Origin of the sequence: Micromonospora sp. NPDC049203, from assembly GCF_043197215.1 — a bacterium.
Classification (GTDB): Bacteria; Actinomycetota; Actinomycetes; order Mycobacteriales; family Micromonosporaceae; genus Micromonospora.
In genome coordinates, this window is the sequence record NZ_JBICSV010000005.1 from 446,818 (window position 1) to 463,419 (window position 16,602).

17 protein-coding genes and 1 pseudogene are annotated in these 16,602 nt (G+C 74.4%); 11 read left to right on the top strand and 7 right to left on the bottom strand.

The features are described from left to right. Positions 1–24 precede the first annotated feature (24 nt). Positions 25–243, top strand: coding sequence for a hypothetical protein (locus tag ACGFIA_RS17435; RefSeq protein WP_357384353.1), 219 nt, complete (start codon positions 25–27; stop codon positions 241–243). Between the two features lie 13 nt (positions 244–256). On the opposite strand, the gene ACGFIA_RS17440 is transcribed toward ACGFIA_RS17435, so the two are convergent. From ACGFIA_RS17440 to ACGFIA_RS17455, 4 genes and pseudogenes are all read right to left on the bottom strand, one after another. Beyond that, a complete protein-coding gene (locus tag ACGFIA_RS17440) occupies positions 257–1,201 on the bottom strand; it encodes a hypothetical protein (RefSeq protein ID WP_393260856.1) in 945 nt (314 codons plus the stop codon). A gap of 254 nt (positions 1,202–1,455) precedes the next feature. Further along, the gene (locus ACGFIA_RS17445; RefSeq protein ID WP_393260917.1) at positions 1,456–2,541 is read right to left on the bottom strand and encodes a DUF3866 family protein; all 1,086 of its coding nucleotides are present in this window, start codon (positions 2,539–2,541) and stop codon (positions 1,456–1,458) included. 44 nt (positions 2,542–2,585) lie between these two features. Beyond that, complete coding sequence (locus tag ACGFIA_RS17450; RefSeq protein WP_393260923.1) at positions 2,586–2,963, bottom strand: hypothetical protein; 378 nt, start codon at positions 2,961–2,963, stop codon at positions 2,586–2,588. A gap of 163 nt (positions 2,964–3,126) precedes the next feature. Continuing rightward, positions 3,127–3,264: pseudogene (locus tag ACGFIA_RS17455) on the bottom strand (cation transporter); the annotation flags it as partial. Between the two features lie 104 nt (positions 3,265–3,368). Here ACGFIA_RS17455 and ACGFIA_RS17460 point away from each other — a divergent pair. The 5 genes from ACGFIA_RS17460 to tatC all read left to right on the top strand — a co-directional run bounded on the left by ACGFIA_RS17460 (position 3,369) and on the right by tatC (position 7,155). After that, complete coding sequence (locus tag ACGFIA_RS17460; protein WP_393260859.1) at positions 3,369–4,367, top strand: helix-turn-helix transcriptional regulator; 999 nt, start codon at positions 3,369–3,371, stop codon at positions 4,365–4,367. Next, complete coding sequence (locus tag ACGFIA_RS17465; RefSeq protein ID WP_357384359.1) at positions 4,364–5,371, top strand: YafY family protein; 1,008 nt, start codon at positions 4,364–4,366, stop codon at positions 5,369–5,371. Before ACGFIA_RS17460 ends, ACGFIA_RS17465 begins: the two co-directional genes overlap by 4 nt. Positions 5,372–5,387: 16 nt before the next feature. Continuing rightward, positions 5,388–5,630, top strand: a complete 243-nt coding sequence (locus tag ACGFIA_RS17470; RefSeq protein WP_393260920.1) for a hypothetical protein — start codon at positions 5,388–5,390, stop codon at positions 5,628–5,630. A 217-nt stretch (positions 5,631–5,847) separates the two neighbouring features. After that, positions 5,848–6,180, top strand: a complete 333-nt coding sequence (gene tatA / locus ACGFIA_RS17475) for a Sec-independent protein translocase subunit TatA (RefSeq protein WP_120570072.1) — start codon at positions 5,848–5,850, stop codon at positions 6,178–6,180. Positions 6,181–6,201: 21 nt separating this feature from the next. Beyond that, complete coding sequence (tatC, locus tag ACGFIA_RS17480; RefSeq protein ID WP_357473429.1) at positions 6,202–7,155, top strand: twin-arginine translocase subunit TatC; 954 nt, start codon at positions 6,202–6,204, stop codon at positions 7,153–7,155. A 207-nt stretch (positions 7,156–7,362) separates the two neighbouring features. Here tatC and ACGFIA_RS17485 read toward each other — a convergent pair whose 3' ends face one another. Further along, complete coding sequence (locus ACGFIA_RS17485) at positions 7,363–8,307, bottom strand: ABC transporter substrate-binding protein (RefSeq protein WP_252453754.1); 945 nt, start codon at positions 8,305–8,307, stop codon at positions 7,363–7,365. A gap of 138 nt (positions 8,308–8,445) precedes the next feature. Between ACGFIA_RS17485 and ACGFIA_RS17490 the strand changes: the two genes are divergently transcribed. The 3 genes from ACGFIA_RS17490 to ACGFIA_RS17500 all read left to right on the top strand — a co-directional run bounded on the left by ACGFIA_RS17490 (position 8,446) and on the right by ACGFIA_RS17500 (position 10,948). Further along, positions 8,446–9,144: a hypothetical protein gene (locus ACGFIA_RS17490; RefSeq protein WP_120570070.1), complete on the top strand. Its 699-nt coding sequence runs from the start codon at positions 8,446–8,448 to the stop codon at positions 9,142–9,144. A gap of 119 nt (positions 9,145–9,263) precedes the next feature. Continuing rightward, positions 9,264–9,914 (top strand): fasciclin domain-containing protein, encoded by a 651-nt coding sequence (locus ACGFIA_RS17495; protein ID WP_374669100.1) that lies wholly within the window; start codon positions 9,264–9,266, stop codon positions 9,912–9,914. A 107-nt stretch (positions 9,915–10,021) separates the two neighbouring features. After that, positions 10,022–10,948: a diacylglycerol kinase gene (locus tag ACGFIA_RS17500; protein WP_393260864.1), complete on the top strand. Its 927-nt coding sequence runs from the start codon at positions 10,022–10,024 to the stop codon at positions 10,946–10,948. On the opposite strand, the gene ACGFIA_RS17505 is transcribed toward ACGFIA_RS17500, so the two are convergent. Both ACGFIA_RS17505 and ACGFIA_RS17510 read right to left on the bottom strand, forming a co-directional pair. Continuing rightward, complete coding sequence (locus ACGFIA_RS17505) at positions 10,911–11,858, bottom strand: DMT family transporter (RefSeq protein WP_393260867.1); 948 nt, start codon at positions 11,856–11,858, stop codon at positions 10,911–10,913. The two genes, ACGFIA_RS17500 and ACGFIA_RS17505, sit on opposite strands and share 38 nt — an antisense overlap. A gap of 55 nt (positions 11,859–11,913) precedes the next feature. Beyond that, entirely contained in the window at positions 11,914–12,678 is a 765-nt protein-coding gene (locus ACGFIA_RS17510) for an HAD family hydrolase (protein WP_091428207.1), read from the bottom strand. Positions 12,679–12,763: 85 nt separating this feature from the next. Between ACGFIA_RS17510 and ACGFIA_RS17515 the strand changes: the two genes are divergently transcribed. After that, on the top strand, positions 12,764–15,544 hold the full coding sequence (locus ACGFIA_RS17515) for an RNA helicase (RefSeq protein ID WP_091428119.1): 2,781 nt from the start codon (positions 12,764–12,766) through the stop codon (positions 15,542–15,544). Positions 15,545–15,712: 168 nt separating this feature from the next. After that, entirely contained in the window at positions 15,713–16,600 is an 888-nt protein-coding gene (locus ACGFIA_RS17520) for an MHYT domain-containing protein (protein ID WP_357384377.1), read from the top strand. Positions 16,601–16,602 lie beyond the last annotated feature (2 nt).

Below are 16,602 nucleotides of genomic sequence, written 5' to 3' on the forward strand. Positions count from 1 at the left end.
GTCCACAGGTACGCTGGCGTCGCGATGAACACTTCCGAATCCGCCGGCGGGTCCGGCCGCGAGACGTCCTCGGACCGTGACGGCGCCGAGAAGCTCAACTGGATCGACCGCCGCCGGGAGAAGATCCGCGCCGAGATCGAACGCAACCGTCGTGGCGACTACACGGTCCCGACGTGGGTGCTGGCGGCGGCGCTGGTGCTGATCGTCGGTGGCTGGCTGGCGTTGATCCTGCTGCTCGGCTGAGTTCGGGGGCGGCTCAGTTGTACGGCATCCGGGGGAACCAGCCGAAGCCGAACATCGCCGGGACCCGGATGTCCCAGTAGATGACGGTGAAGACGCCGAGCGCGACGAGCAGCGCTCCGGTGACGGCGGCGGCGCGGCGGGGGTTGGCCATCCAGGAGAGGAAGCGTCCCCGGCTGATCGCCACGACGATGACGAAGATGGCCGTGACGAGCAGGATGTTCCCGAGGGACTGCAACGTGAACGCCAGCGCCCCGTAGAGCGGGTTGCCGGAGTCGACGGCCCAGTGGAACAGCTTGTTGAACAGCGGGTAGGGCCGGCCGACGAGGAACCCGCCGACGAGCGCGCCGATGGTGATCACCCGGGCGATGGGCCGGTGCGCGAAGACGTCCGGCACGAGCTTGAGCGCGGCGACCCCGAGGTAGGTGAGGGCGAGTCCGATGACGCCGAAGACGACCGACGACTGGATGAGGCGTACCGGAACGCCGTCGACCGTCTCGGTGGACAGCTGGGGCAGCCGGTCGCCGAGCAGCACGCCGATGATTCCGTAGCCGGCCGAGACGACGACCATGCCGAGGGCGAGCCAGCCGACCGGGCGCAGCAGGGCGCGCAGCGCGGTCCGGGTGCCGCCGGCGGGGTCGGCACCCGAGACCTGGCTCATCGGCCCGATCGAGGCCGCCACCGCGATGTTGCAGGCGGTGAAGGTGCCGGCGAAGCCGGAGACGAACGCGAAGAGCAGCCCGGCGGCGGTGCCGGTGAGGGCGGTCTCCTTGGCGTCGTGGCCGAGCACGGTGTTCGCGACGTTGTCGCCGATGACCTTGTCGACCAGCTCGAAGGACCACAGGACGGCCAGCAGCAGGCCGGCTGCCGCGCTGATCAGGGCGAGTCGGAGGGGATGCGGCGGGCGGTGGGTGGAGATCCCGGCGTCGGGGGTCGCGTCCGGGAGCTGTCGCAGGGCCATGGGGTCGCCTCCTAACGGCGGCCAGCCGCGTTTCCCGCCCGGCTGCCTGGCACGGGCGGCGTTGACGGGTGGCCGGAGTCGAGTTCCCGGACAGTATGTGGAGGCCGTTCGGGCCCTGCTTCTTCCAACGTGCTGACTGTTTTCGGCGGCCTGCCCGGCCCCGGGGTTGACAGCACGCGGCGAAGCCGCCGCACGCGCGGGCCGCCGGCCATCTCGTCGCGAACGGCTACCGGGCGAGCTGAGGACGGCGGGTTTCAGCCGAGCAGGCGGGCCGCGTGGCGGCCGGCGGCGGCCGCGGCCAGGAAGTAGGCGTGGTCGGCGTCCAGGCCCCGGCCCATCGTGGACAGGCCGACCGGGCTGGCCCGCAGCGCCGCGTCGAGGCCGTCGGCGGGCACGGTGACGATCGTGTGCCGGCCGGCCAGCGGCGCCAGCGCCGCGGCGACCTCCGCCGCCAGGGCGGGGTCGAGGCCGTCCGGCACCACCAGCTCCGCGCGGGCCAGCGCGACCCGGCCGTACGCGGTCAGGCTGTGGTGGGAGACGCCACGGTGCCGGGACCGGGCGTCGGCGTCGGAGACGCGCAGCGAGCCGACCGGGCGCCCGCCCAGCGTGGCGACGGCGTTCACCGCCTCGCCGACGGCGACGCCGGAGAAGCCCCAGCGGGTGCCGGTGCCGAGGTTGCCGGGGCCCTGGGCGACGATCGTCAGGTCCGCGTCGAGCACGTGCCGCGCGGCGAGCAGACCGCTGTGCAGCGTGCTCGCCTCCAGGTCGCCGCCGAACGCCTGGCCCACGCTCACCGTGCCCACGAGGTGCCCGGACAGCCCGGCCAGCGTGCGGGAGAACCAGGCCGGCAGCGCCCCGCCGTCGGTCAGCACGTACGCCACCCGGGCGTCGGGCGCGTCGGCGCGTACGCCGGCCAGGATCGCGGGCAGCGCGGAGTGCAGGTCGGCGGTGACCACCGGCATGCCGTCCACGGTGTCGGCGGCGGCCAGCCGGTCGTGGTGCGGCGACGCCTCCTCGTCCACGCCGAGCAGGATCGGTTGCAGCGGCGTGTACCGGGCCTTGACCAGGTGCCCGGCGTCGCGGCTGTCGCCGGCCTGCGGCGGGTCCGGCGGCAGCCGGTCGGGCAGCGCCACGACCAGCGCGTACCCGCCGGTGCCGAGGCCCATCAGCAGCGCGCCGGCGTTGAGCAGCACCCGGTCGCCGGGCTCCGGCTCGCCGACCAGGGCCGGGTAGGCCAGGGCGCGCATCCGCGTGCCGTCGGGCAGGTCGACGTCCAGTTCGGCAGCGCCGGCCCACCGTCGCCGTACCGCCGTGACCGTGCCGGACCGCCATCGCACCATGCGGTGCACGCTATCGGCCGCCGCCGGTACGGCCCCCGGGCGGGTCAGGGGTTCCGGTCGTCGACCGGGCGGCCCGCCTCGTCCTGCGTGGTGCGGGCGGGCCGGCCGGGGGAGCGGGACCGGGTGGGGTCGAGGAAGACGTACGCGATCTCCGGGAAGCGCCCGGTGAGCCGGCGTTCGGCCTCGTCGGCGGCGGCCTCGATGTCGGCGCCGGTGGCGTCGTCGCGGAAGTCGACCTTGGCGGCGACGAGGATGTCGTCGGGGCCGAGGAACATGGTCATCAGCGTGTCGATCCGGTCCACCGTCGGCACCTCCGCCAGTTCCCGCTCGATGCGCCGGTGCAGCCGGTCGGAGACGGAGCGGCCGACCAGCAGCGAGATGTTGCTGCGCGCCAGCACGGCGGCGACGACCAGCAGCAGCACGCCGATGAGGATCGAGGCGATCCCGTCGTACAGCTCGTCGCCGGTCAGGTGCGACAGGGTGAGCCCGCCGGCGGCGATCAGCAGGCCGATCAGCGCGGCGCGTCCTCCAGGAAGACCGCAGCGCCAGGTAGAGCAGCACCTCGGTGGTGGTGTCGGCGAGCGAGTGGGCGGCCTCGGAGAGCATCGCCGCGGAGCCGGAGATCAGGCCCGCTACCAGCTTCGCGACCGCGATGGCGAGGTTCGCCGCGCCGGCCACCACGACCGTGCCGACGCTCTCGGTCTTGACCTCCGGCTCCGCCATGCGCTCACCCTATGACCGGTCGATGTCCGACGCCGGGTGGGAAGACCCCCGCGCCGCGCCGCGCGGGTGCCCGCGCCGGACGCGCGGGCTGCTAGCGTTTGCACGTGTCCCGGACCCGTACCGAACGCCTGGTCAACCTGGTGATCTGCCTGCTGTCGACGCGACGCTTCCTGACCGCCGCGCAGATCGCCGCGACCGTGCCCGGCTACGAGCACGACCCGGACGACGCCAAGGACCACGAGGCGTTCCAGCGCAAGTTCGAGCGGGACAAGGCCGAGCTGCGTGAGCTGGGGGTGCCGCTGGAGACCGGCACGGCGAGCGTCTTCGACGCCGAGCCGGGCTACCGGATCGCGCCGCGCGCGTACGCGTTGCCCGACATTCCGCTCGAACCGGACGAGGCCGCGGCGGTGGGCATCGCGGCCCGGCTGTGGCAGCACGCCGGGCTGGCCGCCGCCGCGTCGTCCGGGCTGGCGAAGCTGCGTGCCGCCGGCATCGACGTGGACCCGCAGGCCACCCTGGGCCTGGAGCCGATGGTCACGGTCGACCCGGCGTTCGCGCCGCTCACCGCCGCCGCGCGGGACCGGCGCGAGGTCAGCTTCGACTACCGCGTGCCGGACCGGGACGCGTCCAGCCGCCGCCGGGTCCAGCCGTGGGGCGTGGTCTGCTGGCGCGGCCGGTGGTATGTCGTGGGCCACGACCTGGACCGCGCGGCGACCCGCTGCTTCCGGCTGTCCCGGGTGGTCGGCACCGTCCGGGCGACCGGCGAGCCGGGCGCCTACGAGCCGCCCGCCGGGGTCGACCTGATCAGCCACGTGGCCCGCTGGTCCGGGCCGGTGGAGCGCACCGGCCGGGCCACCGTGCTGGCCACGCCGGGGCGTGCCGCCGGGCTGCGCCGCTGGGCGGTGGAGTGCCACGCCGGTCCGGACGGCGACCGGCTGGTGCTGCCGTACGCCGACGCCGACTACCTGGCCGGCCAGATCGTCGGGTACGGCCCGGACGTGCGCGTGCTGGAGCCACCGGAGGTGCGGGAGTCGGTCATCCAGCGGCTCAAGGAGGTGGCCGCCCGCCACGACGAGCTGGCGGTCGCCGGAGGTGCCCGGTGACCCGCCCGGCGGCCCGCGCGGGCCGTGCCTCGGCCGACCGGCTGGCCCGGCTGCTCAACCTGGTGCCCTACCTGCTGGCCCGTCCCGGCATCGAGATCGCCGAGGCGGCGCACGACCTCGGGGTGACCGAGAAGCAGCTCCGGGAGGACCTGGAACTGCTCTGGGTGTGCGGGCTGCCCGGCTACGGCCCCGGTGACCTGATCGACATGGCGTTCGACGGCGACCGGGTGACGATCACCTACGACGCCGGCATCGACCGCCCGCTGCGGCTCACCCCGGACGAGGCCCTGGCCCTGGTGGTGGCGCTGCGGATGATCGCCGAGACGCCCGGCGTGGCCAACCGGGAGGCGGTCGAGCGGGCACTCGCCAAGATCGAGAGCGCCGCCGGTGACCTGGCCGGAGCGCCGGTCGAGGTCCGCCTGCCCGGCGACACCGCCCGGGTACGCGAGCTGCGCGCCGCCGTCGAGCGCGGCCGGGCGCTGCGGATCACCTACTACACGGCGGCCCGGGACGAGACCACCGAGCGCACCATCGACCCGCTGCGGATGCTGATGGTCGGCGGCCGGGCGTACGTGGAGGCGTGGTGCCGCCGGGCCGAGGCGGTGCGGCTGTTCCGGGCCGACCGGATCGACGCGGTGACCGAGCTGCCGGAGCAGGCGGTCGTGCCGCCGCAGGCCCGCCCGCACGACCTCAGCGACGGGGTGTTCCGCCCGTCGGCCGACCTGCCGCTGATCACGCTGCGGATCGGGCGGGGCGAGCGGTGGATCACCGAATACTATCCGTGCGAGCGGGTCGAGGCCGACGGCGAGCAGTGGCTGGTGTCGTTGCGCGTCACCGACCTCGGGTGGGCCCGGCGGTTCGTGCTCGGGCTGGGCCCGGAGGTCACTGTGGTGGCCCCGGCGGAGCTGGCCGACCAGGTACGCGCCCAGGCCGTGGCCGCGCTCGACGCGTACGCCACCCCGGCCGGCAGCGCCGACCCGGCGGCGGTCGGCGGCACCCGATAGGCTGACCGCCGTGGTGATGTGGATCGTGCTCGGGGTCGTGGTGTTCGCGCTGGTCGTACTGGCCCTGGCGATCCGTCCGGTGGTGAGCCGGCTGCCGGGGCTGCGCCGTTCCGCGCTGGCCCTGCAGCGCCGGGCAGCCGAGGCGGAGTCGCTGCGCGACGCCGCCGAGCAGTTGCAGGCGCGGGCCGAGTCGCTCCAGGAGCGGGCGGTGCTCGCGCAGGAGCGGATCGAGCTGATCAAGGCCAAACGCGGCAACTGATCGACGATCGTCGGCCAGTTGAGCGCCGTTTGCGCGCTCCTGGGCGGTTCCGCGCAGAAATGCGCGGTGCCGGATGGTTGACGGGACACTCCGGGTTGGCCGAAACTTCACCGATCGGGCCCGCACGAGCAGGCCCGCGGGGGTGGCAAGGCGCTGCTACGCACGTACGATGGGCGACGACCCACCCCTCACTACTACAGAGCGACTGGAGCTTCCCATGGGTGCCCTCAAGCCGTGGCACATCGCCGTACTCGTGGTCGTGCTGATCCTGCTGTTCGGCGCGAAGCGGCTCCCCGACGCGGCCCGCTCGCTGGGCCGCTCGCTGCGGATCATCAAGGCCGAGACCAAGAGCCTGCACGACGACGACCGCGATCTCGCCGAGAAGGCCGACGCGCAGGCCGGCTACCAGCCGCTCCAGCCGCAGCAGCCGGTGCAGGGGCAGCCGTACGTCCAGGGCCAGCAGCAGTACGCCCAGCAGCCGTACGCGCCGCAGCCGCAGCAGCCCGTGGCCCCGCCGGCCGACCCGGTGCAGCGCGTCCGCGAGAACTGATCCGAGAGGGCCTCAATCACCGTGGCCTTCGGGTTGAAGAAGCGCGGCCCGAGCAACTTCGCGCGGGCCGCCGACGGCTCGATGACGCTCATGGAGCACATCCGTGAGCTGCGCAACCGGCTGTTCCGGGCGTCGCTGGCGATCCTGGTCGGCTTCGGCTTCGGCGTGTGGCTGTCCGGGCCGGTGCTGCACATCCTGCAGAAGCCCTACTGCGACCTGCCCAAGGCGCGGTTGATCGACGGCAACTGCAACTTCGTCCAGCTCGGTCCCGCCGACCTGTTCCTGCTGCAGATGAAGGTGGCCCTCTGGGTCGGCCTGATCATCGCCGCGCCGATCTGGCTCTACCAGCTCTGGGCGTTCATCGCGCCGGGCCTGCACCGGCACGAGCGGCGGTACGCGTACTTCTTCACCGCGCTGGCGGCCCCGCTGTTCGCCGCCGGCGCGGTCCTGGCGTACTTCGTCACGTCCAAAGGGCTGGAGTTCCTGCTCAACGTCTCCGGCGGCGGCGACGTCACCACCACGCTCGACATCACCCGCTACGTCGGGTTCGTCACGAACCTGATTCTGCTGTTCGGGGTGGCCTTCGAGTTCCCGTTGATCGTGCTGATGCTCAACTTCGTCGGCATGGCCAGCGCCAAGCGGCTGCTGAGCTGGTGGCGGGTGGCGGTGTTCGTGTTCTTCGCGTTCTCCGCGGTGGTCACGCCGACGCCCGACCCGTTCGGCATGACCGCGCTGGCGATCTGCCTCTGCGCGCTCTACTTCGCCGCGGTGGGGGTGGCGTTCCTCAACGACAGGCGGCGCGGTCGCGGGCGTGAGGCCTACGCCGGCATCGCCGACGACGAGGTGTCACCGCTGGACCTGTCGGACGAGCCGGTGCCCGCCGGTGGCCGGATCGAGGCGTCCGAGCCGATCGGCGTACCCGAGCCGATCGTCGCCCCGAAGCCGATCGAACGCCGCTACGACGACATGACCTGACCGATCCTGCTCACCTCCGGACGCCGTCCCCGCTCCACGGGGACGGCGTCCGCGTCTCCGCCCCTCGCCGCCCTTCCGAGGACGCCGACACCCCGCCCCGCGCCGATCTTGGACATGGCGCCCCTCGGATGCCGGAAATCCGCACTTTGCCCGGGCCGAAACTGCAAGATCGCCGGGGCGCGGGCCGGGGGCGCGGGCCGGGGCCGGTCAGGTTAGGCGGTGGGCTGTTTCGGGGCGGGGTGGGGGGACGGCGTCGGGGTGCAGGATCGCGGCTATCGTCTCGGCGCCGTCGACCAGGCGCGGGCCGGCGCGCACGATCAGACCGTCCGCGTCCAGCGCCCACACCTGCGCGTCCGGGAAGTGCCCGGCCACCGCGGCGGCCTGCTCGGCCGCGCCGTCGAGGCGGAACCCGCACGGCGCGACCAGCACCACCTCGGGGCGGGCGGCCCGCAGGGCCTCCCAGGTGGTCGGCGCGGACCGGGCGCCCCGGTGGGTGGCGACCGGCTCGCCGCCGGCGACGTCGACCAGGTCCGGGATCCAGTGCCCGGCGCCGAACGGCGGGTCCACCCATTCGACCACCGCGACCCGCCGCCGGGGCCGGCCCGCCACCGCCGCGCCGACCGCCGCGAGCCGGGCACGCAGGCCGTCGACCAGGGCCTCCGCGCGATCCGGCACCCGGGCCGCCGCGCCCACCGCGCGGATCGACTCCAGCACGTCGTCGAGGGTGTACGGGTCGAGCGACAGCACGTCGGCCCGGCACCCCAGGTGCTCCACGGCGTCGGCGACCCGGCCCGAGGGGAGCGCGCAGACGCGGCACAGGTCCTGGGTGAGGATCAGGTCCGGGTCCAGCCCGGCGAGCGCGCCGGCGTGCAGCGTGTAGAGGTCGGCACCGGCCGCTACCTGCGCCCGGACGTACGCGTCGATGTCGCCGGGACTCATGCCCCGGGTGTCCCGGCCGCCGACGACCACAGTGGTGCCGGACCGGTACGACGCGGGCACCTCGCACTCGAACGTGACGCCGACCAGGTCGTCACCGAGGCCGAGCGCGTACACGATCTCGGTGGCGGAGGGGAGCAGGGAGACCAGCCGCATGCCCGCCATCATGCCCCGCGGACGGACCGCCCCGGCCCGGGGCCGGTCCGGTGCGGACATCGGGCCGCCCTCGGGCCTTGCCGGGACGCCGTACCCGCTTAGACTCTGCTGACTCCGCCGAGCCCCCCGGGCGGTGTGCCGGGGTGCGTCGGCGCCCCGTTCCGGTCAGCCCGTCTGACCTGCGCTCCGGAGAACCCGATGAAGAGCCGTACCGCCGCCGTCCTGACCGTCCTCTGCGCGGCCACCGCGCTCACCGCCTGCGGTGACGACGAGCCCGCGCCGAAAGGCCAGCAGGTGCCGGTGACCGCCACCGACACCAGCTGCGAGGTCACCACCACGCTGTTCACGCCGGGCACCGTCACGTTCACAGTGACCAACCGGGGTCAGCAGGCCACCGGGGTCTACGTCTACGGCCGGGAGGGTGACGCCTTCACCAAGGTGATCGCCGAGGTCGCGGACGTGCCGGCGGGCCGCACCGGCGACCTGCGCGCGTCGCTGCAGACCGGCACGTACGAGGTGGCCTGCAAGCCGGGCCGGCAGGGCGACGGCGTGCGGACCCGGATCACCGTCTCCGACGACGGCAATCTCGCCAGCGCCGCGGCCGAGGTGGCCTACGACCGGTCGGTGACGATCGAGCTGACCGACGACGCGATGAACGGCGTGGACGCGCTGATCGCCGAGCCCGGCGAGAAGCTCGCGTTCAAGGTGACGAACAAGACCGCCGGGGCCCGGACGCTGTACGTGCTCAACCCCGAGGGCAAGCGGGTCGCCGAGATGAAGGCCGAGGCCAACGGCACCGCCGAGACCGTGGTGACGCTGGGCGCGGCGGGGGACTGGTCGCTGAAGGTCAAGGGCGACGGCGTGCCGTCGGTGAGCAAGCCGCTGGTGGTCCGCTGAGGCGCAGCAGCGTCGATCCGAAGTCGGTCGATCCGGGTGCATCCACCGGGGACGGTCGGGGCGAAGCAATGGTCGTGACGACAGTCACGGACCTGGTCGCTTCGACGAAAGGCTCCCCGATGAACATCGCTCGTCTCGCCGCCCGGCTGGCCGTGGCCACCACCGCCGCGGCGGTGGCCACCACCGCCGTCGCCGTGCCCGCCCAGGCCGGCGCCAAGCAGCCGGGTACGCGGTCGCTGGCGGCAGTGCTCACCGCCGACAAGAGCGGCTTCGACCGCAACTCGCGGGACTTCGACGTCCTCACGAAGGCGGTCCTGACGGTGTTGCAGGCCAAGCCGGACTCGCCGGTGAAGGTGCTCACCGACGGCACCGTCGCGCTGACCGCGTTCGTGCCGAACGACTACGCGTTCCGCGAGCTGGTGCGGGACATCACCGCCGCGAGGAAGCTGCCCGGCGAGAAGGCCGCGTTCGACGCGGTCGCCGGCCTGGGCGTGGACACCGTGGAGGACGTCCTGCTCTACCACGTCGTGCCCGGCGCGACGATCGACCGGAAGGCGGCGCTGAAGGCCGACGGCGCGGACCTGACCACCGCGCTCGGCGCCACCGTCGAGGTGGACGTGAAGCGCTGCTGGTACGGCCGCGATGTGCGCCTGGTCGACGCCGACACCAGCGACCGCAACGCGCGGGTGGTTCGGTACGACATCAACAAGGGCAACAAGCAGATCGCGCACGCGGTGGACCGGGTGCTGCGCCCGATCGACCTGCCCTGACCCACCCCCGCCACGGCGCCCGGCACCCCCTGCCGGGCGCCGTCGGCGTGCGCCGGACATTCGCCGCCTGACCTGCCTCTGGTGGGCGGCGCGAGCCGTGCCGTACGGTGCTCGCCGTGACCGCGCACGATCATGTCCCGTCCGGCCCCGTCGCCGTGCTCGCCAACCCGACAGCGGGCCGGGGGCGGCACCGCGGACTGCTGCCCGGGATCCTGGAGCGCCTCGCCTCGGCGGGCCGCCCGGTGGAGCTGCTGCGCGCGCGTACCCCCGAGGAGGCGGAGGCGGCGTGCCACGCCGCGGTCACCGGCGGCGCCGGGGCACTCGTGGCGGTGGGCGGCGACGGCACGATGCACCGCGCGTTGCAGGCGGTCGCCGGCACCGACGTGCCGTTCGGGCCGGTACCGGCGGGCACCGGCAACGACTTCGCGGTGGACACCGGCTTCCCGGCCGACCCGACGGCCGCCGTCGAGGTGATCACCGCGGCGCTCGCCGCCGGCCGCGCCCGGCCGGTCGACCTGGCGCGGCTGTCCCGGCCCGGGGAGGCCGACCGCTGGTTCGGCGCGGTGCTCGCGGCCGGCTTCGACGCGATCGTCAACGAACGCGCCAACCGGATGCGCTGGCCGCGCGGCCCCCGCCGGTACGACCTGGCGATAGTGGTGGAGCTGGCCCGGCTGCGGCCACGCCGCTACCGGCTGGTCCTCGACGGGGTGGCGCAGGAGGTGGACGCGGTGCTGGTCGCTGTGGGCAACACGGCCAGCTACGGCGGCGGAATGCGGATCTGCCCGGACGCCGACCCGCACGACGGCCTGCTGGACGTGGTGGTCGGCGGCCGCTTCGACAGGCGCACGCTGATGCGGGTCAAGCCGCAGATCTACCGGGGCACCCATGTCACGCATCCGCTGGCGCGCGTCTACCGGGCGCGGACGGTGGAGCTGGCCGCCGACGGCATCACCACGTACGCCGACGGGGAGCGCGCCTTCGACCTGCCGGTGACCGTCAGCGCCGTGCCGGCCGCGCTGCGGCTGCTGCGCTGACCGCCGGGTCCGGCGAGGTGACCGGGTCCGGCGGCGCGGCTGGTGGTGGGGCGGCGGCGCGGACCGCGCCGGCGCTCGCGGCGACCACGAGCGCGATGGCGAGCACCTCGACCGGGTGCAGCGCCTGGCCGAGCACCAGCCAGCCGGCCACCGCGGCGATCGCCGGTCCGAGGCTCATCATGACCGCGAACGTCGCCGTGGGCAGCCGCCGCAGCGCCGCCAGTTCCAGGCTGTACGGCAGCACCGAGGCGAGCAGCGCCAGCCCGGTACCGAGCCCCAGCACCACCGGGTCGGCGAGGCGACCGCCGCCGTCGGCCAGCCCGAACGGCAGGGTGAGCAGCGCCGCGACGGTCAGGGCGAGGGCCAGCCCGTCGGCGCCGGGGAACCGTGCGCCGATCCGCGCCGAGCAGACGATGTACGCGGCCCACATGGCGCCCGCCGTCAGCGCCAGCGCGGCGCCGGCCGGGTCGAGCCGGTCGAACCCGCCCTGCCCGAGCAGGACCACACCGGCCAGCGCCAGCGCGGCCCAGCACCAGGCGGCCACCCGGCGCGCGGCGATCACCGACAGCGCCAGCGGGCCGAGCACCTCCAGGGTGACGGCCGGGCCGAGCGGGATCCGCTCGATCGCCTGGTAGAAGATCGAGTTCATGCCGGCCAGGGCCAGCCCGAACGCCAGTACCGCCGCCCAGTCGCGGCGCCCGTACCCGCGTACCCGCGGCCGGCAGAACACGAGCATCAGCAGCGCGCCGATGGTCAGTCGCAGCGTCACCGCCCCGGCCACCCCGGTACGCGGGAACAGCAGCGCGGCCAGCGCGGAGCCGAACTGCACCGACAGCGCCCCGCCGAGCACCAGCGCGACCCCGCCGAGCCGTCCCGGCGCACGCGGCGGCAAGGGGTGGGCACCGGTCATGCCCCTGACGGTATCCGGTGCGCCGCGACGGGTTCGCGCCGCTGGGGGTGTGCGCTCAGGCGGCCCCGGCCAGGTCGAGCACCGCGCCGAGCCCGTTCGGGCGGCCGGCGTCGGCGCAGGGCAGCACCAGCACCCCGCACCCGGCCGCCACGGCACCCGCGTCGGCCGGCGTGTCGCCCACCATGAGCGTGCGCTCCGGGTCGACGCCGAGCATCCCGCAGGCCCGCAGGAAGATGCCCGGGTCCGGCTTGCAGCGCCCCACCTCGTACGACAGCGCGTACGCGTCGACGAGCGCGTCGAAGTCCCAGGCGGCGAACAGCGGCCGCAGGTCGAAGCCGATGTTGCTGACCACCGCCACCTTCACCCCGGCGGAGCGCAGCGCTCCCAGCACGGGGGCGGTGTCCGGGTACGGCACCCAGCCCTCGGGCACCAGCACCCGCTCGTAGAGCGCGTCGGCGAACCCGTCGATGCCGGTGTCCACCGTCTCGGCCAGCCCGGTGTACGCGCCCCGGTGCGCGTGCGGGTAGAGATCACGGTCGGCCCACAGCTCGGCCAGCCGGGGCGGCACCCGTGCCGGCAGCGGGCCGCCGGCACGCCCGGCGGTGAGCAGCCGGTCGGCCAGCGAGGTGGCCCGGATCCGGTCCAGCTCGACGCCGCAGGCGGACGCGGCGGCGAGCACCCAGGCCAGCGGCTCCTCCACCTGGGCGAGGGTGCCGTGGAAGTCGAAGAGCACCGCCTCCACCGGCCGGCGGGACGGGCCCGGGCGGACGGCGTCGTCGGCGCCGCTCGAGACGTGGGGCAGTTCGGTACGGTCCGGCACGTCGTGCACCCTACCGACCGCTCCGACCGTCCTGCCGGATGGCCTTGACCGGTACTCCTCGGCGGCACCGATTAATCTTGGATCCATGTCGAGCCCCGCCGAGCGGTACGCCGCGGCGCGCCGCCGGGCCGCGCAGGCCTCCGCCTTCCCGGCCCTGGACGAATTCTCGCTGGATCTCGGGTTCGATCTCGACGACTTCCAGCGCGAGGCGTGCGAGGCGCTGGAGCGGGGCAGCGGCGTGCTGGTCTGCGCTCCCACCGGCGCCGGCAAGACCGTGGTGGGTGAGTTCGCGGTGCACCTGGCGCTGCGCGGCCGGCCCGGCGGCGACGCGTCCGCGACCCGGCGCAAGTGCTTCTACACCACGCCGATCAAGGCGCTGTCCAACCAGAAGTACCACGACCTGGTGGACCGCTACGGCGCCGAGCACGTCGGCCTGCTCACCGGCGACAACGCGATCAACGGCGACGCGCCGGTGGTGGTGATGACCACCGAGGTGCTGCGCAACATGCTCTACGCCGGCTCGGCCACGCTGGAGGGCCTGGCGTACGTGGTGATGGACGAGGTCCACTACCTGGCCGACCGGTTCCGCGGCGGGGTCTGGGAAGAGGTGATCATCCACCTGCCCGAGTCGGTCACGCTCGTGTCGCTGTCGGCCACCGTGTCCAACGCCGAGGAGTTCGCCGACTGGCTGGTCACCGTGCGCGGCGAGACCGCGGTGGTGGTCTCCGAGCACCGCCCGGTGCCGCTGTGGCAGCACATGCTCGTCGGCAAGCGGATGTTCGACCTGTTCCACGACGCCGACGCGGCCCGCAAGCACGACGTGCACCCCGAGCTGCTGCGCTACACCCGCGACACGATGCGCCGCCTGGAGCTGGGCGAGGGCCGCAGCGCCGGCCCCGGCGGCGGGCGGCGCGGCCCGCGCTGGCGCGGCCCGATGCGCCCGGACATCGTCGACCGGCTCGACCGGGAGGGGCTGCTGCCGGCCATCCTGTTCATCTTCAGCCGGGCCGGCTGCGACGCCGCCGTGCAGCAGTGCCTCGCGGCCGGGCTGCGCCTGACCTCCCCGGAGGAGCGCGCCGAGATCCGCCGCGTGGTGGAGTCCCGGGTCACCGCCATCCCGGGCGAGGACCTGTCCGTGCTCGGCTACTGGGAGTGGCTGGACGGGCTGGAGCGCGGCCTGGCCGCCCACCACGCCGGCATGCTCCCCGCCTTCAAGGAGGTCGTCGAGGAGCTGTTCGTGCGCGGACTGGTCAAGGCCGTCTTCGCCACCGAGACGCTCGCGCTGGGCATCAACATGCCGGCCCGCTGCGTGGTGCTGGAACGCCTGGTCAAGTTCAACGGCGAGGCACACGTCGACCTCACCCCCGGGGAGTACACGCAGCTCACCGGCCGGGCCGGGCGCCGGGGCATCGACGTGGAGGGCCACGCCGTGGTGGTCTGGTCACCGGAGACCGACCCCCGGCACGTCGCCGGGCTCGCCTCCACCCGCACCTACCCGCTGCGTTCCAGCTTCCGGCCGTCGTACAACATGGCCGTCAACCTGGTCGGCAGCGTCGGCGCGGCGCCGGCCCGGGAACTGCTGGAGTCCTCGTTCGCGCAGTTCCAGGCCGACCGGTCGGTGGTCGGCCTGGCCCGCCAGGTGCAGCGCAACACCGAGACCATCGACGCGTACGGCGCGGAGGCCGCCTGCCACCACGGCGACTTCGACGAGTACTTCGCGCTGCGGGTGGCCATCGCCGACCGGGAACGCGCCATCGCCCGGCAGGGGCAGACCCAGCGCAAGGCGGCGGCCGTCGCCTCGCTGGAGCGGCTGCGGGTCGGTGACGTGATCCGGGTGCCGTCCGGTCGGCGGGCCGGACTGGCGGTGGTGCTGGACCCGGCCACCGGCGGGTTCGGCGAGCCCCGGCCGCTGGTCCTCACCCAGGACCGCTGGGCCGGACGGGTCACCCCCGGCGACTTCACCACCCCGGCCGAGGTACTCACCCGCATCCGGGTGCCGAAGCACTTCAACCACCGATCGCCCGCGGCCCGGCGGGATCTGGCCGCCGCGGTCAGCGGCACCGGCCTGGACCGGCACGGCGGCCGGCGGGGCGGCCGGTCCCGTCAGGCGGCGGGGGAGGACCACCGGCTCAGCCAGCTCCGCGTCGAGCTGCGCGCCCACCCGTGTCACGCCTGCCCGGACCGGGAGGAGCACGCCCGCTGGGCGGAGCGGCGGCGCCGGCTGGAACGCGACACCGAGGAGCTGCGTGAGCGGGTGTCCGGGCGGACCGGCTCGCTGGCCCGTACCTTCGACCGGATCGTGGCGTTGCTGACGGCGCGCGGCTACCTGGCCGCCGACGGCGAGGTCACCGACGCCGGACGGATGCTGGCCCGGATCTGGACCGAGGCGGACCTGCTGGTGGCCGAGTGCCTGCGCCGCCGGGTGTGGGACGGCCTGTCCCCGGCCGAGCTGGCCGCCGCCGTGTCGGTGGTGGTGTTCGAGGCCCGGCGGGACGTCGACGAGCGGGCGTCGCTGCCGCGCGGCGCGGTGGCCGACGCGGTCGACGAGACGCTGAAGCTGTGGGGCGACATCGAGGCGGACGAGGCGGCGCGCGGCCTGGCCGTGACCCGGGAACCGGATCTCGGCTTCGCCTGGCCGATCTACCGGTGGGCGCGCGGCGAGGCGCTGGCGAAGGTGCTGGCCAGCGGCCACCAGATCGACGGGGAGATGCCGGCCGGCGACTTCGTCCGCTGGGCGCGTCAGGTGGTCGACCTGCTCGGGCAGGTCGCCGACTCGGGCGGCGCCTCGGCCGAGCTGCGTTCTACCGCCCGGCAGGCCATCGCGGCGGTCAACCGTGGCGTGCTGGCCTACCACGCCTCCGCCTGACGGTCACTTTCGGTCAGCGATTGCCGGAAATCGACGCATCGCTGTGTCACGGCGGCACCACCCCGCGAATTGTCGGGGGGTCGATGTGCGCCCTGACCAGGTACTGCCCGATCATTGCCCGGGAGCGCCGTGGCTTCGCGCTCGTGGGCGGATGTGAGGGAAGGGCTCGTGGGCGAGATCAATCACTTCGAGTACGGGTGGATCACACCCGCGCTCAGCTACGCGTTGTCGGTGCTCGGTTCGGCGCTCGGGCTGGTCTGCGCCGGGCGGATCCGGACCGCCACCAGCGGCGGCCAGCGCGTCTGGTGGGGCCTGCTCGCCGCGTGGGCGCTGGGTGGCACCGCCATCTGGGCCATGCACTTCATGGCGATGCTCGGGTTCGCCGTCGGCGGCACCCGGATCCGCTACGACGTGCCGCTGACGGCTGCCAGCACGGCGATCGCGGTGGGCGCGGTCGGCATCGGGCTGTGGATCGTGGGCACTGGCCGGCTCGCCGCGCCCCGGCTGCTGGCCGGCGGCTTCTTCACCGGCACCGGGGTGGCCGCCATGCACTACACCGGCATGGCCGCGATGCGCCTGGACGGCTCGTTCGGCTACGACCCGCTGCGGGTGACGTTGTCCGTGGTCATCGCGATCGTGGCCGCCACCGTGGCGCTCTGGCTGGCGATGACCGTGCGGCGGGCGCTCGCCATCGGCGCCTCGGCGCTGGTCATGGGCATCGCTGTCAACGGCATGCACTTCACCGGCATGAGCGCCCTGTCGGTGCACCTGCACGAGAGCCGCGGCCCGGCCTCCGGCACCGAGGTGAGCGGCCTGCTGGTGCCGATCGTGCTGGCGGTGGTCTTCGGTGTGGTCGGGCTGGTCTACGCGCTGCTCGCCGCGCCGTCGGACGACGACCGCGCCGGTCTGGCGTACGTCAGCTCGCGGCTCGGCGAGGAGCCGCGGACCGCCCCGGCCGAACCGGCGCCGGACCCGGTCGGCCTGCGCGCCCGCTCGACGCTGGCGCAGCCCGGCGCCCAGTTCCCGACCCGCCGGAACACCGACCGCCCTTCGTGATC

Bases quoted from the DNA above. Each gene is read 5' to 3' on its own strand.
- ACGFIA_RS17470 (WP_393260920.1), top strand. From the start codon at position 5,388: ATGTGGATCGTGCTCGGGGTCGTGGTGTTCGCGCTGGTCGTACTGGCC.
- ACGFIA_RS17490 (WP_120570070.1), top strand. From the start codon at position 8,446: ATGAAGAGCCGTACCGCCGCCGTCCTGACCGTCCTCTGCGCGGCCACC.
- ACGFIA_RS17495 (WP_374669100.1), top strand. From the start codon at position 9,264: ATGAACATCGCTCGTCTCGCCGCCCGGCTGGCCGTGGCCACCACCGCC.
- tatA (WP_120570072.1), top strand. From the start codon at position 5,848: ATGGGTGCCCTCAAGCCGTGGCACATCGCCGTACTCGTGGTCGTGCTG.
- ACGFIA_RS17485 (WP_252453754.1), bottom strand. From the start codon at position 8,307: ATGTCCGCACCGGACCGGCCCCGGGCCGGGGCGGTCCGTCCGCGGGGC.
- ACGFIA_RS17440 (WP_393260856.1), bottom strand. From the start codon at position 1,201: ATGGCCCTGCGACAGCTCCCGGACGCGACCCCCGACGCCGGGATCTCC.
- ACGFIA_RS17435 (WP_357384353.1), top strand. From the start codon at position 25: ATGAACACTTCCGAATCCGCCGGCGGGTCCGGCCGCGAGACGTCCTCG.
- ACGFIA_RS17505 (WP_393260867.1), bottom strand. From the start codon at position 11,858: ATGACCGGTGCCCACCCCTTGCCGCCGCGTGCGCCGGGACGGCTCGGC.
- ACGFIA_RS17445 (WP_393260917.1), bottom strand. From the start codon at position 2,541: ATGGTGCGATGGCGGTCCGGCACGGTCACGGCGGTACGGCGACGGTGG.
- ACGFIA_RS17515 (WP_091428119.1), top strand. From the start codon at position 12,764: ATGTCGAGCCCCGCCGAGCGGTACGCCGCGGCGCGCCGCCGGGCCGCG.